Here is a 25,326-nt window from a genome sequence, read left to right as displayed (position 1 = left end):
AAATGACCGACCATTCCAACGCTGACGTGGTATCCCGCCAGGCATCCGAGGCGCCGGCGCTCAATCTCCTGCCGAGCCGGCTCTTCGACGCCCGGACGCATGATGCGCCAGGCGCGTCATCCACCGTCGGACTCGCCTGTTCCCCCGCGACCGCGCAACGATTCCGGGCCGCGCTGTCCGGCGACGCCGGCGCGGCAGGGTTGACGCTGGGTCTCTGCACGCTGGGGACGGCGTTGATGCGCTATGCCGTTTGCGCGGACCTGTCGCTGGGCGCCTTCGTTGCCGACTCGGCGGGTCTGCGGGGCCTGCCCGTGCGGCTGGACATCGTCGGGACGGCGAGCCTGCGCGAGCTCTTCGCGCAAACCCGGCGGCAGCTGGTCCGGGGCATGCGCGCCGTCACGGATCCGCAGGATTCACTGGCGGCGATGGACGCGGCGCTCACCGTCGATACGACAGGCGGCGTCGTCGGCATGTCGATGGGCGCCCGCTACGCGTTCGGCCTCGAACTGCATGGGGATGCGTTGCGACTGACGCTGTCGTCGCCGTGCCTGTCGGACGCCGAGCCTTATCAACAGGCATTCCTCGAATTCTGGCGCGCGACGATCGAGGCGGTGCTCGATGCGCCTGGCGCCGCGTTGCGCGAGGTGGAGATCGCGTGCGGCGACGCGGACGCGGATGCGGTGCCCGGTTCCGATTTTCCCGCGCCTCGGCATCGTCATTTGGCCGCGGCATTTCGCGAGCAAGCGGCGCTTTCTCCGGATGCGCCGGCCGTCGTGGACCAGACGAAGCGGCTGAGCTACGCGGAAGTCGACCGCCTCTCCGACGGCCTGGCCGTCTACCTCCGCGCGAATGGCCTGGGGCCGGAGGGGCGCGTCGTGATCGGCGGCGAGAAGCAGGTCTGGTCGATCGTCGCGATGCTCGGCGTGCTGAAGGCGGGGGGAGCTTACGTGAGCCTGAATGCGCGCATTCCTGCGCAGCGCCTGCAGGAAATTCTCGCGCACAGCGACGCCCGGGCGGTGATCGCCCCGTCCTCGCTGGTCGAGACGGTGGGTTACGACGCCCTGTCGGACGATGCAGCCCGAGGTTCGAGACTCGTGATCCTGTTCGAGGACATCGACTATCTGGCGCGCAAGCACGCCGGAACCGACCTCGGGCGCGAGCCGGCGGGCGGCGAGGCACTTGCGTATGTTGCTTACACCTCCGGCTCGACCGGCCAGCCCAAGGGGGTGGCCTGCACGCACGCAGGGGTGCTCAATTTGTGCGATTGGTTCAATCGCCGCTATCCGTCCGCGCTTCATCCGAACGTGCTCCAGTTGACGGAGCTGGGTTTTGATCCCAGCGTGGAGCAGGTGTTCGCGACGCTGCTGCACGGCGGCTGCCTGTACCTCGCGAACGTCGAGGACCTCCGGGCCGATGCTCACGGATTCCTCGTCGAGCGCGACATCAATCTACTCAACGCGACGCCGCAGTTGCTCTGGTCGCTGCTGGCCGAGGCGCCGCGGGTGCACAGTCTGCGCACGGTCATCACAGGCGGCGACCGGTTGCCGCCGGCGCTTCAGGACACGCTGCTGCGGAAAGGCTACGCGCTTCACAATCACTATGGGCCGACGGAGACCACGGTCGACGCGTGCGCATGGGCGGCGGTCGAAGGAGCGCCGGCGACAGTCGGCAAGCCGCTCGACGGCGTTCAGGCGCGGGTGCTGCTCGACGACGCGTCGATCGAGTGTCCGCCGGGGGTGGCCGGGGAAATCTATATTGGCGGGGCGGGGGTTGCGCGCGGCTACCTCGGGCAGCCGGGCTTGACCGCCCAAGCTTTCGTTCCGGACAGCAGCCGGCCTGGGCGGCGCCGGTTCCGCTCCGGAGACAGAGGCTTGCGCAATCTGGAAGGGGAGATCGAATTGCTCGGTCGCCTCAATCGCGAGATCAAGGTTGGCGGCGCGCGCATCGATCCCGCCGAGATCGAGCAGGCGCTTTCCCGACTGCCCGGCGTGTGCGGCGCCGCGCTGGTGGCGCGTACGGGCCGGGCCGGGCAGGCGGTCCTCGATGCGTTCGTCGAGAGCGATGCGCCGCTCGATCTTGCCGCGGTCCGGCAGCAGTTGCGCGCGACCTTGCCTGAATACATGCTGCCGAGCCGTATCGTGAGCATCGCGCGACTCCCGACCGATGCCAATGGCAAGATCGACCGCGCGGCCCTCGCGACGTATGGATCCGAGCGGAGCGCCGTGAATGAACCGCGCACGGAATTCGAGCGCGATCTGCTCGGCATCTGGCGCGAGGTGCTGGGCCATCAGTCGATCGGCATGGACGAAGACTTCCTCGATCTGGGCGGCAACTCGCTGCAAGCCGCGCGCATGATCGTCAAGATCTACGAATCGTTCGGCACCAACGTGAGCCTGTCGGAGTTTTTCGCAAGCGGCAGCATTGCCGGCTGCGCGAACATGATCGAGCGCCGGCTGCTCGACGGCGCGGCACCGGAGGTCTTGACGGCGCTGGGTGCGGCCGTCGGCATGGCGGACGGGTTGCCGACGGCGTCCGGTCGTGCGCTGAACGAGGTGCCCGGGGCATGAGCGACGCTGCCCGTCAGGAGGTCCTGGCCGAGTTGCGTCGCCGGCGCGTGGCGCAGATCGAGGCCGGCATCGTCGCGGGGGAGACGACCCGGCCGCGCCGTCTGTCGTGGGCGCAGGAACGGCTCTGGTTTCTCAGCCAACTCGAAGAGCGCGGGGAATACAACCTGATTTTCGCAGTCCGTATTTGTGGGGACTTCGATCGTCATGCGTGGGATCGTGCGATCACGGCCGTCGTCGCGCGCCATGCGATTCTACGTACGCATTTCATGTCGATCGACGGGCGACCGTATCAGGTCGCGTCGGCGGGCTCGTTTTCCGCCGAATTTGTCGATCTCGGCGAACTCGACCGGCCCGACGACGCACTCGACGACGCACTGCGCGCCGAGAGTACGCGACGCTTCGACCTGTCCACCGGTCCGTTGCTGCATGGGCGGGTGCTGCGCAAGTCGGCCAGCGAACATGTGCTGATCATCAATGTTCATCACATCGTGGCCGACGGCTGGTCGATCGGCGTGTTCGCGCGCGAGGCGACCGATCAGTATGGCCGCGAGTGCGGTGCGCAGATGCCCGCGCCGCAGCCGCTGGCGATTCAGTATGCCGACTATGCCGAATGGCAGCGGGATCAGGATGGGAGCGCGTTCGAATCGCGTGCGCTCGACCATTGGCGGGAGGTGTTGAAGGGGGCGCCGCCCGTATGCAATCTGCCGACCGACCGGCCGCGGCGCGCGTCGCGAGGCGAGCGCGGCGGGGTTCACCCATTCGAGATCGCTCCTTCGCTCTACGAACGCGTGCAGGCGACGGCCCGGGAGCATGCCACGGCGCCGTTCTCGGTGCTGTTGGCCGCCTTTTTCGCGTTGCTGCACCGTTTCAGCCACGACCGCGATCTGTGCGTCGGGACGCCTGTCGCCAACCGCGGCGCGAGCGCCGTCGAGCCGCTGATCGGCTTCTTCGTGAACATGGTGACGATGCGTTGCCGATTGACGCCGGAGATGACTTTCGCCGCATTGCTGGATCACGTTGCCCGGTTGTCGACCCAGGCGCTCGAGTATCAGGCGGTGCCGTTCGCGAAGGTCGTTCAAGCGCTCAATCCCGAGCGCAGCCTGAGCCATGCGCCGTTGTTCCAAATTGTATTCTCGCTGCAGAACACGCCCCACGGCGTGCTGGATTTTCCGCGGGCGACCGTGGAGCCGGTGCCCGTCGCCACGATGGCTGGCGCCAAATACGATCTGCTGTTCGGCCTCGTCGAGCAGTCCGGACGGTTGCACGGAGCCATCGAGTATGACACCGGGCTTTTCGATTCCCGGAGCATCGATCAAATGGCGCGCGCATACATCACGTTGCTCGACGATGCGCTGGCGCATCCGCGCGCATGCGTGGGAGAACTGCGTGTTCTTTCCGTCGATCCATCGAGCCTTGCGTTGCGCGTGACCGATTCCGTCGTCGAGCAGGCGCCATTCGAAGGTGCGATGGCGATGTTCGAACGGGTTGTTGCGAGCGTTCCGGACCGCATCGCGGTGTGCGCCGGTTCGCAAACGCTCAGCTATGCACAGCTCTGGCGGCGCGTGGTGCGCTTGGCGCGTCACTTGAGCGATCTCGGCGTCGGGCAGGAACAGCTTGTCGGCGTGTGTCTCGACCGCGGCGTCGATCTCGTCGTCGCGCTGCTCGCCGTGATGCGTGCGGGCGGCGCGTACGTCCCTCTCGATCCGGCCTATCCTGCCGAGCGCACCCGGTTCATTCTCGAAGACACCCGGGTCGGCGTCGTGATCGCGAGTGCAGACCTGCGCGCTGGTCTGCCCGACGTCGAGGCGCAGACGATCTGCCTGGGCGACGCGTATTGGGCTTGCGACGAGGAGGCGGCATCGTTTTGTCCGGACGAGCTTGCCCGCGAGGCCGCGCGGATGCCCGGCGGGCCGCATCCGGAGGGCGCCGCCTACGTCATTTACACGTCGGGATCGACAGGACGGCCGAAAGGCGTGGCGATCCGGCATCGTAGTCTGGACGTCTTCCTCAAATGGGCGCACCGCAGGTATGGCCGGGAGGCGTTCTCGTTCGCGCTGGCGAGCACGTCGATCTGCTTCGATCTGTCGGTATTCGAGATCTTCGCGCCGCTCACCGGCGGCGGTACGGTGTTGGTCGCACAGGACGCGCTCGACCTCGTGAACGTACCGCAGCGGAACCGGCTTACGATGATGACGGTGGTGCCGTCGGCGCTGGCGGCGTTGGCGCGCGACGATGTCTTGCCGGCGTCGTTGCTCGTCGTGAACGTCGCGGGCGAGGTGCTGACGCGGGCCGTTGTCGACGAGGCGCATGGGCGTGTGCCGCGCGCACGTCTATTCAATTTGTATGGTCCGTCCGAGGACACGACGTTCTCGACGGAGTTCGAGGTCGGCCAGGGCGCGTCCGGGGAGCCGAGCATCGGCCGGCCGCTGCCGGGCACGGTGGCACATGTGCTGGACGAGCGGCTGGAGCCGGTGTCGAAGGGGGTGGTGGGCGAACTGTACCTGGGCGGCCGGGGCGTGGCGCGAGGATATCTGGGGAAGGCGGGGCTGACGGCGGAACGGTTCGTGCCGGATCCGTTCGAGGCGGGGCAGCGGCTGTATCGCACGGGCGACCTGGTGCGCAGCCGTTGGGATGGGCAGCTGGAGTACATCGGGCGGGCGGATCGGCAGATCAAGTTGCGCGGGCACCGGATCGAGCTGGGTGAGATCGAGGGCGTGCTGGCGGCGCATCCGGAACTCCAGGCGGCGGCGGTGGTGCTGGCGTCGGGTTCGGGAGGCGCGCAGGGGCTGGTTGCGTGCTGCGCGCCGCGCACGGCGGTTGAGCCGGAGGCGCTGCGCGTGCGGCTGCAACGCCATCTGGCGGAACGATTGCCGGGCTACATGGTGCCGGCGCGTTACCTGATGCTGGAGCGCCTGCCGCTGAACGCGAACGGCAAGGTCGATCGGGGGCGGTTGCAGGATCTGGGCGGGCAGGCATGGAACGCGGGCGGTGAGGATCGGCGGCCGTTGCGCGGGCGTCATCAGCATGCGGTGGCGCAGATCTGGAGCGAGGTGCTGGGCCGGGCGGAGATCGGCGCGACGGACGATTTCTTCGAACTGGGTGGTCATTCGCTGCTGGCGACTCAGGTGCTGGCGCGGCTGCGGGAGCGGCTGGGCGTGGAGATGGCGCTCAAGACGCTGTTCGAGCATCCGCGGCTGGACGCGCTGGCCGAGTGCGTGGCGGGAGCGGCTGGGCGGGCGGATGCGCCTGCGCTGCGCCGGCGGGGAGGCGGGCCGCTGGGAGGCGTCGTGGGGTCAGCAGCGGTTGTGGTTCCTGGACCGGCTGGAGCCGGGCAGCGCGTTCTACAACATCAGCGTGACGGTGCACCTGCATGGCGAAACGGACAGCGGGTCGCTGCGGGAAGGGTTGCAGCGGCTGCAGGACCGGCACGAGATCCTGCGGACCGTGCTGATCGGCGGCGAGCAGGATGAATCCGGCGTCTGGCAGGACGTGCTGGCGCGCGGCGCGCAGCCGCTGCCGTGGACCTTCGAGGACTGGCGTTCGCGCGGCGAAGCGGCTGCCGGGCAGCGCTGGCGGGAGCTGGCCGGCCAGGAGTCGGGTCGAGGCTTCGATCTTGCGAAGGGACCGTTGTGGCGAACCTGCGTGATCCAGTGCGACGATGCCCACGCGGTGCTGATCATGACGCTGCATCACGCGATCGCGGACGGCTGGTCGATGTCGGTGCTGGTCGACGAGCTGGCGGCGCACTACGAGGCTGCGCGAGCGGGGCGCGACAGCGGGCTGCCGGCGTTGCCGGTGCAGTACGCGGACTACGCGCAGTGGCAGCGCGAGTGGCTCAGCGGCGCGCGGCTGGAACAGCAGCTGTCGTACTGGCGCGAGCAGCTGCGGGGCAGCAGCGGGGGTGCTGGAATTGCCGACCGACTACGCGCGTCCGAGCGTGCAGCGTTACCGGGGTGCGGTGCACAGCTTCGAGCTGGACGGGACGGTGCTGGCGGATGTGAAGCGTATGGCGTCGGAATCGCAGTCGAGCGTCTTCATGGTGCTGCTGTCGGCGTTCTACGTGCTGCTGTGGCGGTACAGCGGGCAGAGCGATCTCAATGTCGGGACGCCGGTGGCGAACCGTCGGGAACAGTCGCTGGAAGGGTTGATCGGGTTCTTCGTGAACACGCTGGTGTTGCGTTGCGAGGTGGGCGACGATCCGAGCTTCGACACGCTGCTGGCGCGGGTCCGGGAGCTGACGCTGGAGGCGCAGCAGCATCAGGACCTGCCGTTCGAGCGGCTGGTGCAGGAGCTGAAGCCCGAGCGCGATCTCGGCCGCGCGCCCTTGTTCCAGGTGATGCTGGTGCTGCAGAACACGCCGCAGCACCGGCACGACCTGCCCGGACTGCGCATCGAGGCGGAACCGATGGAACCGGGAACCGCGAAGTTCGACCTGAGCCTCCAGTTGACCGAGCACGAGCAGGGCCTGTACGCGGCGCTCGAATACAACACGGACCTGTTTGCGCCGGGCAGCGCATCGGCATTGGCCGATGGGTATGCGCGGCTGTTGGCGGAACTGGTCCGGACGCCGTCGCGTCGGATCAGTCGATGCGAGGCTGCACCGGAACCCCGGCGAGTTCCGGGGCTGGCGCCGTCAGGGGATCTGCTGCGCGCGCTGCGCGAATCGGGGCGGCGGCATGGTGCGCGTTCGGCGGTGAGCGGAGCCGGCGAACACCTCGACTACACGACGCTCTGGCGGCGTGCCCGCGCGGTGGGGCAGGCGCTGCGGCAACGCGGCGCGGGGCCGGAAACGCGGATCGGCCTGTGCATGGAGCGCACGCCGGATCTGATCGTGGGGATGCTGGGCATTCTCGAGGCGCATGCGGCCTACGTGCCGCTGGACCCGCAACTGCCGGAAGCGCGCTTGAGGATGCTGCGCGAGGATAGCGGCCTGTCGCTGGTGCTGACGCACGGGCCGACGGAGGCGCTGGTCGAGCGGATCGGGCCGCAAGCGAGCGTGCTGCTGTCGGCGTGCGAAGCCGAAGGCGCGGAGCAGCGCGATGCGGAATACAGCGATGAGGCGATGCCGGCGGCGGGTCTGGCCTATGTGATTTACGTCGGGTTCGACGGGCCGACCCAAGGGCGTGTCGATTACGCGGGGCGGGCTGCTGGAGCTGGCGCAGGCTCAGATCGCGGCCTTCGGTATCGGCGCCGAGAGCCGGGTATGCCAGTTTGCGTCGATCGGTTTCGATGCGTCGGTGTCGGAGATATTTACGAGCGTGCTGAGCGGCGCGTGCCTGGTGATGGCGGAGGACGTGCAGGAAGCGGACCGTCTGGTGGCATGGCTGGAGAAGGAAGCGGTCAGCCACGCGACGCTGCCGCCGGCGCTGCTGCAGTTGTTGCCGGGCGGGGGGCTGCCGGCGCTGGGCACGCTGGTCAGCGCGGGAGAGCGTTGCAGCTGGGAGATCGTGCGGGACTGGGGCGAGGGGCGTCGGCTGATCAATGCATACGGACCGACCGAGGTGACGGTGTGCGCGCGGGGCGAAGTGGCGGAGACGGCGCAGCCGTGGGCGCGGGTGCCGATCGGCGAGGCGCTGCAAGGTGCGGAACTGTACGTGCTGGACGAAGGGATGATGCCGAGCATAGCGGGCGGATCGGGGAAGCGTACGTTGGAGGAACGAGGCTGGCACGGGGCTACCTGGGTCGTCCGGGTGCGAGTGCGGAACGTTTCGTGCCGCATCCGTGGCGCGGAGCGCGTTTGTACCGGACGGGAGACCGTGTCCGGGTGCGGCCGGACGGATGCCTGGAGTATCTGGGAAGGCAGGACGAGCAGGTGAAGATCCGTGGCGTGCGGGTGGAGCCGGGGACTGGAGGCGACGCTGCTGGGGTTGAGGGGTGAGCGCGGCGGCGGTGGCGGTGGTCGGGACGGCGGAGGGAATGCGCTCGACGCGTATGTGGTGGGCGAGGTGGAGGCGGCGGAGTTGAGGCGGCAGTTGCGAGCGCGCCTGCCGGGCTATCTGCAGCCGCGGGGCCTGCATCGGCTGGAGGCGTTGCCGCGCACGGCGAACGGCAAGCTGGATCGTCGCAGGCTCAAGCCGGTCGAGGACGGGGGTGTGGAGGCGAAGGGCGGGCCGGCGAGCGTGACCGAGGCGGAGCTGTGCCGGTGCATGGAAGCGGTGCTGGCGTGCGGGCCGGTGGGGGTGGAGGACAGCTTCTTCGATCTTGGCGGGAACTCGTTGTCCGCGGTGCGCTTGACGACGGTGATCCGCGAACGGCTGAAGCTGCAGATCCAGGTGCGCGACGTGTTCATGTTCCCTTCGCCCGCCATGCTGGCCGGGCGCGTGGAGCACGGCGGGGGCCTGCCCGCGGGATCGCTCGTGCCGCTCAATCACGGCGGGCATGACGGCGGTGGTCGAGTTTATTGTGCGCACACGCTGTCCGGCGAGGTCGGCATCTATCGTCCCCTGGCGAGCCGCCTGGACTGTCGGGTTCATGGTTTGCGAGATGAAAGCGGCGCGCTCGAACCGGAACAGGCGGAACTGGAGGCGCGTGGGCACGCGTTCGCCAGGACCATCCTGAATGAAGGGCGCGGCGATGGCCCGACGGTGATCCTCGGCTGGTCCTTCGGCGCTTGCGTTGCGCTCGAGACCGCGCGGGCGTTGCGTGCGGCCGGGGCGGCGGCGGAACTCGTGCTGATCGAGCCGGCGGATCTCGATGTCCCGATTTCCGACAATAGAGAGCAGGTCATCCTCGCGCTGTTCATGCAGGAGTGGCGGTCCGCATTCGACCTGGCCGCCGGGCGGGACTTGCCGACCGTGCCGTCCACGCTGGAAGAACTGTATCGTCTGGCGCTCGATCAAGGCGTACTACCCAGGACAATTGAGCTGGCCACGCTGCGCGAGCGCTTCAGTCGGTTCCGCCGCAATCTGAACGCGCTGTGGCACTATCGTCCGTTGGACTATGACGGACCGGGCAGAGTGATTTGGTCGGAGAATGCCGACAATGCGGATCATCGCTCCGTCTGGAAAAAGATCCTGGCTAATGTGAAGCACGACATTGTGCCGGGAACTCATCGGAGCGTAATGAGGAATCCCGGAATAACGCGGATCGATTCATTGGTGAGAAAATGCCTGATTGGTCCAATCGATGATCAATCGTCTTTAAAGACGATTGCCATGGACTTCAACTTACTGAACTGATGGCGATATGACATTATTTATTTTTCTGGCTCTCATGGTGGTGTGTCTTGTTTTGTCTCGATATGTGGCGATTCGAAAACGCTTGAATCCGACATTCTGGACGATTGCCGGCTTCATTCTGGGGCCGCTGGCCTTGATCGCCGTACTGATCGCGCCAAGCAAGGCGTGACGAGCGGGCAACGCGAACGAGCTTGAAACAAGGGAAACATGCGAACCTGGCCAATGTTGTGGCGATTGCGGCTGCGCTTGTTGCGGCATGACCTGGCATCCGACCTCCGTCGCCACCGGGATGTCGTGATCATCCTGTTGTCGCTGCTTCCGTTCGGCGTGGAATTCGTCGGCTGGCCGTTCGCGGCGATCGGTCGCGCGACCGCGCATTCGGTCGCGCAGGCCCTGGCAGGCATGGCGCTCCTGGCGGCCGGGGCCGCTTCATGGGCGCATGCGTTCAGACGATCCCTGGGCGGGGGCGGCTTCTACGGCTATCTGCGGTGCTTGCCGATCCCGCGCGCGGAACTGAGGCGGCTGGACACCCTGGTGTTGCTGATCGCGAACTTCCCGCTGTGCGCGTCGCTCGGTTCGGGGATGGCTCAATCGTCCAGTTGCAGCGCGACGGATCACGGCTGCATGGCGCTGTACGGATTGCGCATCGCGTTTGCGTTCGGCGCGTGCCTGCTCGTTCAAATCGCCACGCTGCGCCGCGCCTGGGAGGGCATCGCGATGGCCGTCGCGGCGTGCGCCTGGCTCTCGATCGCGCTCTGGGTTCAGTCCCGTGCACCGGCCATTGCATTGACGTGCGCAGGCGTCGTTTTTTGTATCGCCGTGCTGTCCGGTCGGCGGCCCTGGCCGCACCGGTCGTCTCGGCCCGCCCGCGGGAGAACGACATGATGCGCTTTCTCGGGCGGACGATCGAGGTGACGGTGCGCTGCGCCGTGCGCGAGCAGGGCGTCTTCCTCATCGCCCGACTGGCCGCCATCGCGACGGCAGCCGCGGCGTTGCCCTGGTTGTTGAGGCACCTGAACAATCCAGCGGACGCCGTGAAACTGCTGGTCGTCGCTCTCGGCCTGGGCGCGTTGGCGCTGTCGGGCCTGCCCGCGCAATTCGCACGCCGGCGCAACGCCCAATCAGCGTGGCTGCGCAGCCTGCCGCGCCGCGCCTGGTGGTGGAGCGTTGCCGATGTCACGGCATTCAATCTGATCGGCATCGCTGTCGTCATACCGTTGTTTGCGGGTGCTTTCTCATTGCATCTTTTTTCCCTCGCCGAATTAATTTCGATAATCGTCTCATACTGGTTGATTTTAATCGCATTCGGAATTATGTTTACCGCTGCTCCCGAAATGTCGTTTGGATGGGCTGTTATCGTTCTGATGGGTTGGTCGATGATGGTGTTATCGCTGATCGGAAGAATCTCCACGTGATATATCAAAACGAATTCGTAAATGATGTTCGCGCGAACGAGCGTGCCGCGGTTCTGGTTCGGGCTGTTGGTGTTTGCAAGTCATTCGGTTCGCGCAGCGTGTTGAACGACTATTCGCTCGAGTTGGGAATCGGCCTGCATGCATTGGTGGGGCCCAACGGCGTCGGTAAATCGACTTTACTGGCGATTCTCGCCGGTGCGCTCGATCCCGATCGGGGAAATGCATTCATCTGCGGCCATCTCCTGAACGACGACGATTTGCAAGGGCGCGCATGCGTGGGCTATATGCCGGACGTCCGCCATATCTATCCGTTCATGACCGGGAGCGACATGCTGGATCTCGTGCGCGCGGCGAAGAACCTTCCACGCACGGCAGGCGGCGATGTGGTCGACGGTTTTTTGTTGAATCCGCACCTGCGCGTGGCGTTCGGTGACATGTCGGAGGGCACCCGGCGCAAGTTCTGCATCGCGGCCGCGTTCATCGGCGACGCGCCGGTCCTGTTCCTCGACGAGCCGACGAATGGCCTCGATTCCCGGTCGCTCGATTTCCTGCGCGCCGAGTTGACTCATCGTTCGGCGGCGGGGTGCGTGCTCGTCGCCACCCACGACACGGACATCGTGGACGCGCCTGGGGTTCGTGTGGTTTCGCTGCAGGCTGCGCAGCGAGACGGCGCGGCTCAAGGCGCGGCAGCGGAAGCAGTGGATCAGTCGATGCGTTGAACCTCGCGGGCAACGCGTCTTACCAGAGCGGGCGGACGGCGCGACGCTGAACGACGGCCCTCGCAAATTTGATATCGAGATTCTGAACGATGGCGTACGCCCGTCGGGGGACGACTCGCGCCTGCGAGTTGCCGGCGAGCGAGCCCATCGGTTGCCCGGCCGGCATCGATAAGGCAGTGAAGGGATGCCCGAAGGACCCGCGTTTCGATCCGAAGAACGCTTGATATGTTTTCTGGCTTATCGCTGACGAATGACGAAAACACAGACGACCCTCTTCTGCCTGCCGTATGCGGGTGGGGACAGCCGAATCTACCGAGACTGGCCAGCTGCGTTCGATCCGCGCGTCATGGTATGCGCGCCGGAATTGCCGGGGCGGGGCAAGCGATGCGGCGCACCGGCCTTTCGGGACATGGCGCGTGCGACGGAATACCTCTACCTGGAACTCGAACGCCTCGCGCCATCCCGGGTATGCCTGTTCGGTCACAGCATGGGCGCCTTGCTCGCTTTCGAGCTGGCGAAAGTGATCGAAGCGCGTCGGCCCGGCATGCTTGCCCACTTGTTCGTTTCGGCGCATCACGCGCCGCGTCTGAAAACGGCGACCCGGCCTGTTCACACGCTCGAAGACGACGCGCTTATCGAGGCACTGCGCGAGCTTGGCGGCACGCCCGACGAAGTGCTCGACAGCGCCGAGCTGATGACCTTCCTCACGCCGACGATACGGGCGGACTTCGAGATGTGTGAAAACTATCGCTATCGCCGCGCGGCGCCGCTGGCGGCCGATATCACCGCGCTCAGCGCTATCGACGACAGGCGTCACAGCGGCGACCGCATGACGGATTGGCGATTCGAAACGACCGGCGCGTTCGAATCCTTCGTACTGCCAGGTTCGCATTTTTTCATTCACAGTGCTCACGCCGAACTGTTGAGCCGCGTGCGCGATACGCTGTCCCGGGTTCTCGCCTGGTCGGACGCGCCCGAGCAACAGCCGATCGCATGATGATGAAAAAAGCGCTCTGGCGGATTGTCCTGGTGTCGGTCGCAGCGATGGGCGTCGCGGTCGCGCTATGGCTGACCGCGGGCCCGCACGATGAAAAGGGGCTCGCGGTGCGTCGGCTGTCGGTCGACCGGGGGCCGGTGGAAGAACAGGTGCGCGTCACCGGCGTCGTGTCCAGCCGCGATGAGGTCGACGTTGCCGCGGAGGTGTCCGGACGCGCGGAAGCGGTGTCCGTGGATGTGGGCAACCAGGTCCAGGCCGGCACGCCGTTGCTGCGGATCGACGCTGCCGAAGCGATCGCCGACCTGCGCGCCCAGGAGGCCGAGCTGCGTCGGGCCGACGCGGAGGTGGCGAGCAAGCAGTCGCGCCTGAGCGATGTGCGGAAGGACTGGCAGGCAGGCGGCGAAGCGCTTCAGAAAGTGCGGGACGCCGAGGCCGATCTGAGCATCGAGGAGGCGCGTCGCGCCAGAACCCGCGCCGACTTGAGTCTCTCGCGCATGCGTGCGCAACGATACGTCCTGAAGGCGCCGCTGGCAGCAACCGTCACGGATCGGTCGATCCATCCCGGTGAATACGTCCAGGCAGGCAAGACCTTGCTGGTGCTCACGCCGACGAAGGGGCTGCAGATCCTGGCTCGGGTCGAGCCGGCCGATGCGCCGCTCATGCGAGCCGACCTGTCGGCATGGGTCTCGGTCGACGCCGAACCGGACGTCATTGCGCATGAGCGCGTGCTGCGCATCGATCCAGCGATCCGCGACAGGAACGGCACCGACTATTTGGGCGTGTGGATCAGCTTGTCCGATCAGCGATTAGCACTGCGCCCCCAGCAGCAGGTCGACATCAGGATCGTCGTGCGCTCGCGCGACGCCGTGGTCCGCGTGCCGGCCGAGGCGCTCGTCACGCGGAACGGCAGGAGCGTGGTCTGGGTCGTTGCCGGCGGCAAGCTGGCGTTGCGGCCGATCAGCACCGGGATCATCGGCGATCGCTATGCAGAGGTACTCGGTGGGCTGCAGCCGGGGCAGTTCGTGGTCGTCGCGAGCGGAACGCCTCTGCGCGAGGGCGCGCCGGTTGCTTCGACGCCCATCGGGGGGAAGCCATGATCCGAATTACCGACGGGCGTAAGACCTATCATCGCGGACAAACGTCGCTCGACGTTCTGAAGGGCATATCGGTCCACATCCCCGAACATGATTATGTCGCGATCATGGGGCCGTCCGGGTCCGGCAAGTCGACGTTGCTGAACGTGCTCGGCTGTCTGGACGTGCTCGACCAAGGCCAATACGAATTGGCCGGACAACGCATCGACAACGTGAGCCTCGGGCAACTGGCCCGGATCCGCAATCGCCGATTCGGGTTCGTGTTCCAGCTCTTCAACCTGATCCCGCGACTGAGCGCACAGCGCAATGTCGAACTGCCGATGATGTATGCGGGGATCGCGCCGGCCGAGCGCGCGCGCCGCGCGCGGGAGGCGCTCGCGAGCGTGGGGCTGCAGGCGCGTTGCGATCATTCTCCCGCCGAACTGTCCGGCGGCCAGCAGCAGCGCGTGGCGATCGCGCGCGCGATCGTCAACGAACCCGACATCATCATCGCCGACGAGCCGACGGGCAGCCTGGATTCGACGTCGGGCCAGGATGTCATGGCGCTGTTCCGCGACATGCATGAGCAGGGCAAGACCATCATCATGGTCACGCACGAACTGGAGATTGCCGCGCATGCGGAGCGCGTGTTGCGGCTGCGCGACGGCGTCATGGTGGAGGACTCCCGCTCGTGAGCATGCGAAGAGTCGACTCGTCGCGCGATGTGTCCGGCGGCTCGCGCGAGAGCGGTCCGGAGCGCGCGGACGCCGGCACGCCTCGCGCGACGCTTGCCCGCGTCGGCGATCTATGGCAGCTCTGGCTGGATGTCGCCAGGCAGGCGCTGCTGAGCCTCGGCGACCGACGGCTGCGCTCGGGGCTGAGCATCCTGGGCATCGCAATCGGCATCGCGGCCGTCATCCTGATCAGCGTGGTCAGCCGGGGAGGACGCGAGGTCGTCGACTCGGAGCTGCAGACATTTGGTCTTCGGTCGGTATGGATCTACCGTGACCGGACCATGACCGATCCGCGCCGTATCGTTCGCGCGGGCACCGGCATCGACAACGACGACTATCAGGCCATCGTTCAGTCAGGATGCTGCGATGCGCTCGCCAGAATCACGCCGGTCGTCTATGCGGGACAGGGACTGTCGAATGTGATCAGATCGGGGCGCCGCTACAGTCAGGTTCGAATCGAAGGGGTCGGCGCGGATTACATGGAGATCAACAACGATTCGATCTCGGTGGGCCGCGGTTTCATACCTGGAGATTTCGAGCGGCGCCGCAAGGTCGTCGTGATCGGTGAACGGGTGCGGGCCGATTTGTTCGGCGACCAGATCGACCCGCTCGGGCAAGAGATCCAACTGGGCGATCTCAAGTTCGAAGTCGTCGGCGTGCTTGCCCGCAAGGACCGGACCTTGTTGTCGAGCATCGGGTCCGCGGGCGGGCAGGACACGAACAGCCGGCTGCTCGTGCCGTACGGGCGCGTGCAGGCGCTCAACGGCGGCACGGCCATCGACATGCTGCAAGGCGCGCTGGCGAGCGACAAGGAGCGGGCAAGCGTCGCGACGTCCCAGGTGACGAGCCTGCTCAAGCGGCGTCACCGCGACGACTACGACTATCACGCCGAGACGATGGAGCAATACATCGGCACCGCAAATGCGATTCTCGGCGGCGTATCCAAGATCGGCATCATCGCGGCATCCGTTTCGTTGCTGGTCGCCGGGTTGGGCATCCTGAACATCATGAGCACGTCGGTGCTCGAGCGGACGCGCGAGATCGGCCTGCGCAAGGCAATCGGCGGCAGCGACGGCGCGATTCTTACCCAGTTTCTCCTGGAAGCAGGCTTCATCAGCCTGCTCGGCGGCGTGGCGGGTGTCACGCTGGGCTTGCTGTCCAGCGTGCTCATCGTGAAGCTGACCGGTTTTCCGCTGGCGCCGTCGATTTCGATGATCGTGCTGGCACTCGTGATTTCCGCGTTTGTCGGTGTCGTGTCGGGTTTCTATCCCGCGTATCGCGCAGCCAAGCTGCGCCCGGTCGAGGCGTTGCGTTATGAGTAGCCGACTGTCCGCGCTCCTCATGTGCGGGTGCGCGATTGCCGCGCCGGCATGGGCCAATTCTGTCGATCAGGCGACGCTCATTCCCCACACGCTCGCGCAGGCGGTCGACATCGCGACCTCGAACAGCCTGGCGATCAAGGTCGCGGACGCGAGCACGCAAGGCGCCTCGGCCCGCGTGCGGCAGGCCCGCTCGAACTTTGGGCCGACGGTGAGCGTGAAGGCCGATCTGCTGCACACGAATAATTTCGATTCGTTCAGCGACACCCAGGCATCGGTGTCGATTCCCTCGATCGGTCTGATGTCTACCGTCGACATCACCCGCTCGGTGCCGAAGTACCAGTTCACGCCGGCGCTGCGTATCGACTACAACCTGTACAACGGCGGCTACGATTCAGCGGCGCTGTCGGAGGCGCATCTGCGCGAGAAGGCGGCCGAGACGGAGCGGGATATTGCATCGCGGGCGGTGGCGCACGACGTTGCGTCGAGCTATCTGCAACTGCGGCGGGACTGTCTGTTGCACGAACTCGCCGCGCAGCGGCTGACATTGTCCGTCACGAAAGCAGGGTATTCCGCCCGGCAATACGCCGGTGGGCGCGTGTCGGATATCGAGAATCAGGCTTCGCAACTGGCGTTGACCGAGAGCGAGCTGGAGGTTCGTTCGAGGTCGATCGACGTCCAGACTTCGTACGCGGCGTTTCTCGCCGATCTTTCCAGGCCGGATGAACCCGGCGGCTCGCCGGAGGTCGCATGCCGTTTCGAGTCGACCCTCGCCGGTGACATGGAGATGCTCGCGCATCTTGCCGCCGGCGATCCGCAAATGGAAAGGCGCGGGTATGAACTGGAGGCGGCCTATGCCCATGTGGACGCCGAGCGGGCCGGCTTCAAGCCCAAGGTCAGCCTGTTTGCCCAGTACACCGGCATCAGTCGCTCGAATACGGACACGAACTTCAGTCACGTCGGCCGTCGCGATTTTATCGTCGGCATTCAGTTTACCTACACCTTGTTCGACAGATGGTACACCCGCTCCCGGGTCGACGAAAGCCGGGCCGAGGCGCAACGTATCAGCTGGCGCAACCAACAGGTGGCGGAGGATCTGGCCAAGGCGCGGCGAAAGAGCGAGATGCTGGTGCGTGGTGCGGAAACCCAACTTGAACTGTCGAGCAGCCGTCTCAAGCTTTCCAGCGCACGTCGCGCGCTGGCCGCGCAGCGCCTGGCGTCCGGGACTGGCACTTCGATTGCGCTGGATGAGGCGAAATCCGAAGAGCAGATTGCACTCCTGAATGTATCGGTGGCCGAGGTCGATGTGGCAATCAATCGACTTGGCCTGTTGTTTCCGTCACCCTCCAAGAGGTATCCCGATGAAACAAATCCTGCGTAATCCATCGCTTGCGGCGTGTCGGTTGCAGGAAAACCGTCTATCGACGGCGCCGGCCGCTCATCGAGATCTCGAAACGGGGAACGCATGATGATCGCCGCACCGTTGCCGGACCCGGGTATGACAGACGGCGCGCGGGCCGAATCGAAGGCGACCATCATCGATTCCTTGCTGCGGTGGGCCGACACCGATCCGGAGCGCACCGCCTTTCATGTCGTCGACGGCGACAATTGCAGCTCGTTGACCTACGCCGCGCTGCGTCGCCGGGTTGCCCGGCTGGCGCGAACGCTGGCCTTCCAGCCCAATCCGGATGCGCCGGTCCTGCTGATTTTTCCGACGGGCCTCGATTTTATCGTCGCGTTCCTGGCCTGCCTGGCGTCGGGGCGGCCGGCGGTACCCGTCGCGCCGCCCCGCAACGCCCGACAGGCGCGTGCGACCGGCGTCGTGGCCGCGAGCGCGCGACCGACGCTGGCGCTTGCCGATGCGGAGACGATCGCGCGTTGCGAAAACTGGATCACCACCGACCCGGTGCTTGCCGACCTGGAGTGGCTCTCGATCGACGATCTGTCGTCCACGTTCGACGATACGCCGGAACCTCTCGGCATCTCGCCGTTGCCGCGGCTCGCCTATCTGCAGTACACGTCCGGATCGACCGGCAATCCGCAAGGCGTCGAGATTTCTCATGCCAATGTCATGGCCAACGCGGTTGACATCGCGGCCGCATTCGAGCTGGATCCGGCTATGGTCAGCTGCAGTTGGCTGCCGCACTACCACGACATGGGATTGCTGGCGGGCGTGCTGGTGCCGCTGGCTACCGGCATGACCTGCGTGCTGATCTCGCCGATGACGTTCCTGATGCGCCCGCGCAGTTGGTTCGAGGCAATCGATCGGTTCCGCGTCGACGTGAGCGGCGGGCCCAACTTCGCATTGGACCTGTGCGTTTCCCGGATTCCCGAAGCGGCGCGCGCGGGTCTCGATCTTTCGTCGCTGCGGCTCGTATTCTGCGGCGCGGAGCCGGTGCAGGCCGCGACGCTGCAGCGCTTCGCCGATGCGTTCTCGCCCGCCGGCCTGAGCACGGCCGCGCTTTACCCGTGTTACGGACTGGCGGAGGCGACCCTCTGGGTCGCCGGCCGGCGATCCGGATTGGACGGCGTCGCGAGCTTCGAGCGCCGCTTGCTTGACCGTGGCGAGGCGTTGCCGTCGGCGGATGGTCCGGGCGCTCGCCGTCTCGTGAGTTGCGGCGCGTGGCGCGCGCCTACCGAGGTGCGCATCGTGTCCGAAGCAGGTGCGCCGCTGCCCGACGGCCGTCTCGGCGAGATCTGGATCGCCGGGCCGGGGGTGGCCGGCGCTTATTACCGAAACCCGGAGCGGTCGGCCGAGGTATTCGGCTGGTCGACCGACGGCAGCCCCCGGCATTTCATGCGCACCGGCGACATCGGCTTCGTCCATCAAGGGGAATTGTTCATTGCGGGGCGCTTGAAGGACGTGATCGTCGTCGCCGGCCGCAATCTGCATGCCGTCGACGTGGAAGAGGCCGTGCGCCGCGAGGCGCCCGAGTTCGGTGCGACGGCGATCGTCGCGTTCGGGCTGGAGCAGGAGGAGCGCGAGACGCTGCATGTGCTCGTGGAACGTCCTCCGAAGTACGACGGCGATGCGCATCGCGTGTTCGACAAGGTGCGCACCGCGCTGACCGCGGAATTTGACGTCGGTCCACACACGCTCGTGCTGGTCCGGCACGGCAGCCTGCCTCGTACGACGAGCGGCAAGCTGCGTCGTCGCGAGTGCCGGGAGCGGTTCGTTCGCGGCGATTTTCCGCTCGATGCCCAATCGCATGCTTGATTCCAGCCAACCACCGTCAAGTCGAACGACGCAACGTCCCATGACCAGCAAGCTCGAATCGCTTTCCCGGAGGCAGGTTCACTTCCTCTTGTCGCAGCTCGACAACGGCCAGTATCTGAAAGAGGTGTTTCCGTTGACCGAAGGCCAGCGCGGCCTGTGGTACCTCGCTCAGATCCGGCCGGATTCGGCTGCCTACAACCTGCCGCTCGCGTTCGAGTACGACGGCCGGCTCGACCGTTCGCGTTTCGAGGCCGCGCTCGCCGCCGTGCAGGCCGAGTTCGAGGTGCTGCGTTGCGCGATCCGGCGTCTCGACGATCGGCCAGTGCATCTGGTCGAACCGGCGGCGCCGATCGCGGTGCGGGAGGTCGATCTTTCGCACCAGCCGGTGCTCGCCGACGCCGAAGCGGAGGCGAAGGCGTTACTTGCGGACGAGGTGGCGCGGCCGTTCGACCTGAGCGTCGCCCCGCTGCTTCGTTGTCTGATCGTCCGCTGTTCCGGCGACCGTGGCTTTGTGGCGCTCACGTTCCATCATGTCATTGTCGACGGCGGTGCGCTGCTGGTGATCGCGCGGCGGCTCGCCAGGCATTACAACGCTGCGGGGCCGCGCGCCGCGTCGGTCGAGCCGCTCAGTGCGCTGCCGTTCCGCGAGTTCGTACGGGCCGAGTCCGCGTTGCTGGCGTCGCAGCGGGCAGAAGAGCAGGCGTCGCGCTGGCGCGATGTGCTCGCGCACTGGGAGCCGTCGGGAGCGGAAGCGGAGGTTCCGCCTTCGCCGGGCGAGATGGCGTCGGGCTGTTCGCACGCGGCCGCGCTGCGCATCGATCGAGAGGCCGTGCGCCGGTTTGCTGCCGAGCGTGACATGACGCCGTTTCACATCTTCTTCTCCGCGTTCGCGATTTTGCTGCATCGTCTGACCGGGCGTTCCGACTTGCTGATCGGCATTCCGGTCGCCCGCAGGACGGTCGAACGCTTCCAGGCGACCGTTGGTTTCATGGCCAACCTTGCGCCGATGCGCATGCGCCTGACGGGCGACGACCGTATCGAGGATGTCCTCCGCCGGTCGCGGGATGCATACGTCGCGATTGCCGATGTGTCGGAGCTGCCGTTCGAGCGGCTTCGGCCGCTGCTGGCAGCGCATGGATCCACCGAGGTGCCGCTCGAACATGTGTTTGCGTTTCAAACGCTCGATGGCATCGGTGCTTCGCTGGACGGTGTGCACTGGCAGTCGATGGTCTTGCCCCGCGCCGAGTCGAAATACGGTCTGACCTTTGAGCTTTCCCTGTATCCAGGCAAGGTCGGACTCGTGCTGGAGTTCGATCGCGAGCGGTGGTCGTCGACCGCGGTGCAGTCGCTCGTATCCGCCTATGAGACGGTGCTTCATCGCATCCTGGACCATTCCGGCGGTTCGGTCGCCCGGTTTGGGCTGGGCGCGGCGCCTGAGCCGTTGCCCCGCCCGGAGGAACAGAACGGAGCGCACGTCGATCCTCGTACGCTGCCCGAGGTACTGGGCGAGCGCGTCGCGGAAGGCGGAGAGCGTATTGCGGTGGTGGACGAAAGCGGCAGCGTGAGCTACGGGGCGTTGTGGTCGCGCAGCGCTCGCGTGGCGGCAGGCCTGTCGGCGCGGGGCCTGGGGGTGGAGAAGCGCGTGGGCCTGTGCATGGGGCGCGGGGCGGACGTGGTGGTGGGCATGCTGGGGATCTTGCGTGCGTCGTCGGCCTATGTGCCGCTGGATCCGCAATACCCGGCGCAACGCTTGCGCTATCTGATCGAGGACAGCGGCGTCGAGGTGGTTCTGACGCAGCGGGCGCTGCGCGGGGATCTGGAAGCGCTGGGCGTCGGCGTGCCGCTGGTGGACATCGAGACGCTCGAGGCGCATGACGCGGCGGCGCCGGCGGAGGAGGGCGCCGCGGGACCGGCGCGGCTGGCGTACGTGATTTATACGTCGGGTTCGACGGGTGCGCCGAAGGGAGTGGAGGTCACGCACGCGAACGTGCTGCGGTTGTTGAATACGACGCGCAAGCAATTCGGTTTTGGAGCCGAAGACGTGTGGAGTTGCTTCCATTCGACGGCGTTCGACTTTTCGGTCTGGGAGATTTGGGGTGCGCTGCTGCATGGTGGCCGGCTGGTGATGGTGCCGCACTGGGTTGCGCGTGCGCCGCGCGCATTCTGCGAACTGTTGCGCGAGCAGCGCGTGAGCGTGCTGAACCAGACGCCGTCGGCATTTTTCCAGTTGCTGCAGCAGCCCGGATTCATCGAGTCGGCGCCGGGCTGGGGCCTGAAATGGGTCATCTTCGGCGGAGAGGCGCTGGACAGCCGGCGCCTGGCCCGGTGGTGGTCGCATCATGGGGGGGACGGCGGCACGCGTTTCGTCAACATGTACGGGATTACGGAAACGACGGTGCACGTCACCTATGGAGAGATTCTCGATCCGGAGAAGGCGCACCGGAGCGTGGGCGATCCGTTGGGGGATCTCCGGGTGTACCTGCTGGACGCGAGCGGGCAGCCGGTGCCGCCGGGTGCGGCGGGGAAATCCACGTGGGGGCGCAGGGTGGCGAGAGGCTACCTGGGGCGGGCGTCGTTGACGGCGGAGCGATTCGTGCCGGACGCGTTCGGAGGAGCGGGTGCCCGGCTGTATCGATCGGGGATCTGGGCAGGCGCCGTCGCGACGGCACGCTGGAGTATCTGGGGCGTATCGACCAGCAGATCAAGCTGAGGGGATACCGGATCGAACCCGGGGAGATTGCGCAGTCGCTGCGGGGATGCGAGGGGGTGGCGGACGCGCATGTCGAAGTCAGGACGGGAGCGGACGGCGATCCGCAGCTGGTGGCGTATGTCGTGCTGGATGAGGGGGCGCGGTGGCAGGGCGCATCGGCGCTGCGGGAGGCGATGCTGGGGCGTCTGCCGGCGCACATGGTGCCGCAGCAGTGGGTCCGGCTGGAGGCGATGCCGCTGACCGCGCACGGCAAGCTCGATCGGCGCGCGCTGCCCGCGCCTTCTGGTGCGGGCGACGGGGAGCGCAGCGCCGACGGGGCGCCACTGACCGCGACGCAGGAACTGCTATGCGCGGTCTGGGCGAAACTGCTCGGGCATTCCGAGGTTGGCCTCGACGACAATTTTTTCGACCTTGGCGGTGATTCGATCCGCGTGCTCGGCGTGCAGCGCGCGGCGCGCGCTCACGGTTGCGCCTTCAGCGTCGAACAACTTTACCGGCACCCCAGCGTACGCCGGCTCGCGCATCATCTGGAGACGCCGGTCGATAATGAACCGGATGAAGCCGACCTTCCCGAGGCCGCTCTCCAGGATGGGCCCGCGGATGTGGAGGCGGTTTATCCGCTCACGAAGCTGCAGCAAGGCATGGTGTTTCACGCGGAGCGCGAGCGTGAGGCCGCAGCTTATCGCGACGTATTTGCACTCTGTTTTCCCGGCGTGTTCAATCGCGTCGACTTCGAGCGCGCTCTGGAGACATGCGTGCTTTCGCATCCGGCATTGCGAACCGTGTTCCGCTTGCACGCACACCCCGAACCCTTGCAATGGGTGCTGCGTACGGCCCCGCTGCCGCTCGTCGTCGAGGACGCGACCGATGCCGCCGACGATGCCGCGTGGCTGAATGCGCTGATCGAAGACGACAAGCGGATTCCGTTCGACGTGGAAGCAGCGCCTTTGTGGCGCATGCGCGTGCAGGTGCGCGAAGGCGATGCGTTCGCACTGGTGCTGTGCTTCCATCACGCCATCCTGGACGGCTGGAGCGTGGCCAGCTTCTTGTCGGAACTGATCACCGCCTACCATGACAGGACGCCATCGCCGGCGACGGCGGCAAACGGTGTCGGCGTGATGCATCGCTATGTGTTGCTCGAGCGCGCGATGCTTCGCTCCGACGCGGCGGCCGAATGGTGGAAAGCGCGCATGGATGCGATGCCGACGGCCAGGCTGTCCGCGCGCCAGGTCGCGAACGGGGCGCTGCAGCGGGCGACGATTCATTTCGAGCCGTTGCTCGTCGATCGGTTACGCAAGCGCGCTTCGAGCGCCGGATTGCCGCTGCGCGTCATGCTGCTGGCCGCGCATGGCGAAGTGCTGAAGGCGATCACCGGACAGCGAAGCGTTTCGACGGCTGCGGTTCATCATGGTCGTCCGGAAGTCGAGCGGGCTGAGCGGGCGCTGGGTCTGTTCCTGAACGTGCTGCCCTACGAGGCGTCGACCGTGACCGGGGACTGGATCGAGACGGCCGAGGCGCTGTTCGCGCAGGAGCGCGACGCGATGGCCTATCGCCGCTATCCGGTGCTTCAGGCATGGGCGCAAGGCGGGCAGCCGATGCCGTTCGACACGATTTTCAACTTCACCCATTTCCACGTCTACGACGCGGTGCGCGCCCGGAGTGCGTTGATGCCGCGGGCGGTCGACGTGTTCGAACAGACCAACTTCGGGCTCGTTGCGGGATTTTCCACCGATCCGATCGATGGCGGCCTGAGGCTGACGCTGAGCTGCGCGATTCCGGGATGGAGTCTGCCTCGCCTGGAAATGGCGCTTGCGTTGTATCGACAGGCGATCGATCAGATCGCGGATGCGCCGCGGCAGCGTCCGCGCGTCGGACAGCTCGACAGCGCCGCGCGCGCGGCGTGCGTCGAAGCCGCGCGCGCCGTGCGCAGCCGGCAGTCTCTCCCCCGCAGCGTGCTCGCACAGGTCGTCGCGCAGGCGGATCGCAACGGCGGAGCGCCCGCCGTGATCGACCATCGTCGGACCTGGAGCTACGCGGATCTCGTCGACGGCGCGGCGCAGCTCGCCGTCCGATTGCGCGCGCAGGGCGTCCGGCCCGAATCCGTCGTAGGTGTGATGCTGCCGCGCGGCGGCGACCTGTTCGCGGCCTCGCTCGGCGTCTGGTATGCCGGGGCGGCCTATTTGACGCTGGATCCCGAATTGCCGCCCGCGCGCCTGAAGGCGATGGCAGACGACGCATGCTGTGCGTGCATCGTCACGGACGAGCCGTGGCTCGACTTCTGGCAAGGAACGACGGTAGTTCCGGTCGAGAGCGTGCGTGCGCCGCGTTTGCCGCGGCTTGCTCAGCCTGACCTCGATGACGCGTCGCTCGCTTATGTCATTTTCACGTCCGGTTCCAGCGGTGCGCCGAAGGGAGTGCAGATCACCCAGGAGGGGCTGAGCGAGCTGGTCGAGTGGCATATCGATCGCTTTGCGCTTGGCGCTGCCACCCGATCGTCCCATGTTGCGGGTCTTGGCTTCGATGCGGCGGTTTGGGAGCTTTGGCCCACGCTGTGCGCGGGCGGTACGGTCTATCCGGTCGACGACGCGTTGCGGCTCGACGTGCCTGCCTGGCGAAGCTGGCTGACGGACCACCGCATCACCCTTTGCTTTGCGCCGACGGTCCTGTGCGAACAACTGTTGTCCGAACCGTGGGATGCGACCGCGTCGTTGCGCTACCTGTTGACGGGAGGGGAGGCATTGCGTCAGCGGCCGCGAGCGGGAATGCCTTTCAGGCTTTTCAACCAGTATGGGCCAACCGAGGCGACGGTCGTCGCGACGAGTACCGAAGTCGAGGCGTCGTCGGTGGATGAAGGAACGATTCCGATCGGCCGGCCGCTGCCGGGCACGGTGGCACATGTGCTGGACGAGCGGCTGGAGCCGGTGTCGAAGGGGGTGGTGGGCGAACTGTACCTGGGCGGCCGGGGCGTGGCGCGAGGATATCTGGGGAAGGCGGGGCTGACGGCGGAACGGTTCGTGCCGGATCCGTTCGAGGCGGGGCAGCGGCTGTATCGCACGGGCGACCTGGTGCGCAGCCGTTGGGATGGGCAGCGAGTACATCGGGCGGGCGGATCGGCAGATCAAGTTGCGCGGGCACCGGATCGCGGGTGAGATCGAGGGCGTGCTGGCGGCGCATCCGGAACTCCAGGCGGCGGCGGTGGTGCTGGCGTCGGGTTCGGGAGGCGCGCAGGGGCTGGTTGCGTGCTGCGCGCCGCGCACGGCGGTTGAGCCGGAGGCGCTGCGCGTGCGGCTGCAACGCCATCTGGCGGAACGATTGCCGGGCTACATGGTGCCGGCGCGTTACCTGATGCTGGAGCGCCTGCCGCTGAACGCGAACGGCAAGGTCGATCGGGGCGGTT

General features: G+C 66.6%; 15 protein-coding genes and 3 pseudogenes. All 18 read left to right on the top strand.

Annotation, left to right across the window (positions count from 1 at the left end):
- The first annotated feature begins 2 nt into the window (after positions 1-2).
- Complete coding sequence (locus Bsp3421_RS12160; RefSeq protein ID WP_273996209.1) at positions 3-2,567, top strand: non-ribosomal peptide synthetase; 2,565 nt, start codon at positions 3-5, stop codon at positions 2,565-2,567.
- The gene (locus Bsp3421_RS12155; protein ID WP_273996208.1) at positions 2,564-6,037 is read left to right on the top strand and encodes an amino acid adenylation domain-containing protein; all 3,474 of its coding nucleotides are present in this window, start codon (positions 2,564-2,566) and stop codon (positions 6,035-6,037) included. The genes Bsp3421_RS12160 and Bsp3421_RS12155 overlap by 4 nt, the downstream gene beginning before the upstream one ends.
- Positions 5,919-6,404 (top strand): annotated as a pseudogene (locus tag Bsp3421_RS34365) (condensation domain-containing protein); the annotation flags it as partial. The gene Bsp3421_RS12155 and the pseudogene Bsp3421_RS34365, both read left to right, overlap by 119 nt.
- 64 nt (positions 6,405-6,468) lie before the next feature.
- A pseudogene (locus Bsp3421_RS12150) lies at positions 6,469-8,383 on the top strand (non-ribosomal peptide synthetase).
- 120 nt (positions 8,384-8,503) lie between these two features.
- Positions 8,504-9,745, top strand: a complete 1,242-nt coding sequence (locus Bsp3421_RS12145; protein WP_273996206.1) for an alpha/beta fold hydrolase — start codon at positions 8,504-8,506, stop codon at positions 9,743-9,745.
- A 7-nt stretch (positions 9,746-9,752) separates the two neighbouring features.
- Positions 9,753-9,914, top strand: coding sequence for a hypothetical protein (locus tag Bsp3421_RS12140; protein ID WP_273996205.1), 162 nt, complete (start codon positions 9,753-9,755; stop codon positions 9,912-9,914).
- A gap of 38 nt (positions 9,915-9,952) precedes the next feature.
- Positions 9,953-10,630 carry a hypothetical protein gene (locus Bsp3421_RS12135; protein ID WP_273996204.1) on the top strand — a complete coding sequence of 226 codons (678 nt, stop codon included), beginning with the start codon at positions 9,953-9,955 and terminating at the stop codon, positions 10,628-10,630.
- The gene (locus Bsp3421_RS12130; RefSeq protein ID WP_273996203.1) at positions 10,627-11,160 is read left to right on the top strand and encodes a hypothetical protein; all 534 of its coding nucleotides are present in this window, start codon (positions 10,627-10,629) and stop codon (positions 11,158-11,160) included. Before Bsp3421_RS12135 ends, Bsp3421_RS12130 begins: the two co-directional genes overlap by 4 nt.
- Positions 11,161-11,261: 101 nt before the next feature.
- Positions 11,262-11,879 carry an ATP-binding cassette domain-containing protein gene (locus Bsp3421_RS12125; protein ID WP_273996202.1) on the top strand — a complete coding sequence of 206 codons (618 nt, stop codon included), beginning with the start codon at positions 11,262-11,264 and terminating at the stop codon, positions 11,877-11,879.
- A gap of 250 nt (positions 11,880-12,129) precedes the next feature.
- On the top strand, positions 12,130-12,876 hold the full coding sequence (locus tag Bsp3421_RS12120) for a thioesterase II family protein (protein WP_273996201.1): 747 nt from the start codon (positions 12,130-12,132) through the stop codon (positions 12,874-12,876).
- On the top strand, positions 12,873-13,973 hold the full coding sequence (locus Bsp3421_RS12115; protein WP_273996200.1) for an efflux RND transporter periplasmic adaptor subunit: 1,101 nt from the start codon (positions 12,873-12,875) through the stop codon (positions 13,971-13,973). The genes Bsp3421_RS12120 and Bsp3421_RS12115 overlap by 4 nt, the downstream gene beginning before the upstream one ends.
- Entirely contained in the window at positions 13,970-14,644 is a 675-nt protein-coding gene (locus Bsp3421_RS12110; protein ID WP_273996199.1) for an ABC transporter ATP-binding protein, read from the top strand. The genes Bsp3421_RS12115 and Bsp3421_RS12110 overlap by 4 nt, the downstream gene beginning before the upstream one ends.
- A 2-nt stretch (positions 14,645-14,646) precedes the next feature.
- Positions 14,647-16,005 carry an ABC transporter permease gene (locus Bsp3421_RS12105; protein ID WP_273998367.1) on the top strand — a complete coding sequence of 453 codons (1,359 nt, stop codon included), beginning with the start codon at positions 14,647-14,649 and terminating at the stop codon, positions 16,003-16,005.
- On the top strand, positions 15,998-17,383 hold the full coding sequence (locus Bsp3421_RS12100) for a TolC family protein (RefSeq protein WP_273996198.1): 1,386 nt from the start codon (positions 15,998-16,000) through the stop codon (positions 17,381-17,383). Before Bsp3421_RS12105 ends, Bsp3421_RS12100 begins: the two co-directional genes overlap by 8 nt.
- Positions 17,384-17,467: 84 nt before the next feature.
- A complete protein-coding gene (locus Bsp3421_RS12095) occupies positions 17,468-19,219 on the top strand; it encodes a fatty acyl-AMP ligase (RefSeq protein ID WP_273996197.1) in 1,752 nt (583 codons plus the stop codon).
- A gap of 40 nt (positions 19,220-19,259) precedes the next feature.
- Positions 19,260-21,929 carry a non-ribosomal peptide synthetase gene (locus Bsp3421_RS12090; protein WP_273996196.1) on the top strand — a complete coding sequence of 890 codons (2,670 nt, stop codon included), beginning with the start codon at positions 19,260-19,262 and terminating at the stop codon, positions 21,927-21,929.
- Between the two features lie 56 nt (positions 21,930-21,985).
- Positions 21,986-25,078, top strand: coding sequence for an amino acid adenylation domain-containing protein (locus tag Bsp3421_RS12085; protein WP_273996195.1), 3,093 nt, complete (start codon positions 21,986-21,988; stop codon positions 25,076-25,078).
- Positions 25,011-25,250: pseudogene (locus Bsp3421_RS34360) on the top strand (hypothetical protein); the annotation flags it as partial. The gene Bsp3421_RS12085 and the pseudogene Bsp3421_RS34360, both read left to right, overlap by 68 nt.
- Positions 25,251-25,326: the final 76 nt, after the last annotated feature.

The organism is Burkholderia sp. FERM BP-3421, from assembly GCF_028657905.1.
GTDB lineage: Bacteria > Pseudomonadota > Gammaproteobacteria > Burkholderiales > Burkholderiaceae > Burkholderia.
This window is presented reverse-complemented; position numbering and strand designations above follow the sequence as displayed.

What these genes read in the sequence shown, in the direction of transcription:
- Bsp3421_RS12110 (WP_273996199.1), top strand. Translation starts at nt 13,970, where the DNA reads ATGATCCGAATTACCGACGGGCGTAAGACCTATCATCGCGGACAAACG.
- Bsp3421_RS12140 (WP_273996205.1), top strand. Translation starts at nt 9,753, where the DNA reads ATGACATTATTTATTTTTCTGGCTCTCATGGTGGTGTGTCTTGTTTTG.
- Bsp3421_RS12115 (WP_273996200.1), top strand. Translation starts at nt 12,873, where the DNA reads ATGATGATGAAAAAAGCGCTCTGGCGGATTGTCCTGGTGTCGGTCGCA.
- Bsp3421_RS12105 (WP_273998367.1), top strand. Translation starts at nt 14,647, where the DNA reads ATGCGAAGAGTCGACTCGTCGCGCGATGTGTCCGGCGGCTCGCGCGAG.
- Bsp3421_RS12155 (WP_273996208.1), top strand. Translation starts at nt 2,564, where the DNA reads ATGAGCGACGCTGCCCGTCAGGAGGTCCTGGCCGAGTTGCGTCGCCGG.
- Bsp3421_RS12095 (WP_273996197.1), top strand. Translation starts at nt 17,468, where the DNA reads ATGATGATCGCCGCACCGTTGCCGGACCCGGGTATGACAGACGGCGCG.
- Bsp3421_RS12120 (WP_273996201.1), top strand. Translation starts at nt 12,130, where the DNA reads ATGACGAAAACACAGACGACCCTCTTCTGCCTGCCGTATGCGGGTGGG.
- Bsp3421_RS12130 (WP_273996203.1), top strand. Translation starts at nt 10,627, where the DNA reads ATGATGCGCTTTCTCGGGCGGACGATCGAGGTGACGGTGCGCTGCGCC.
- Bsp3421_RS12100 (WP_273996198.1), top strand. Translation starts at nt 15,998, where the DNA reads ATGAGTAGCCGACTGTCCGCGCTCCTCATGTGCGGGTGCGCGATTGCC.
- Bsp3421_RS12090 (WP_273996196.1), top strand. Translation starts at nt 19,260, where the DNA reads ATGACCAGCAAGCTCGAATCGCTTTCCCGGAGGCAGGTTCACTTCCTC.
- Bsp3421_RS12160 (WP_273996209.1), top strand. Translation starts at nt 3, where the DNA reads ATGACCGACCATTCCAACGCTGACGTGGTATCCCGCCAGGCATCCGAG.
- Bsp3421_RS12135 (WP_273996204.1), top strand. Translation starts at nt 9,953, where the DNA reads ATGCGAACCTGGCCAATGTTGTGGCGATTGCGGCTGCGCTTGTTGCGG.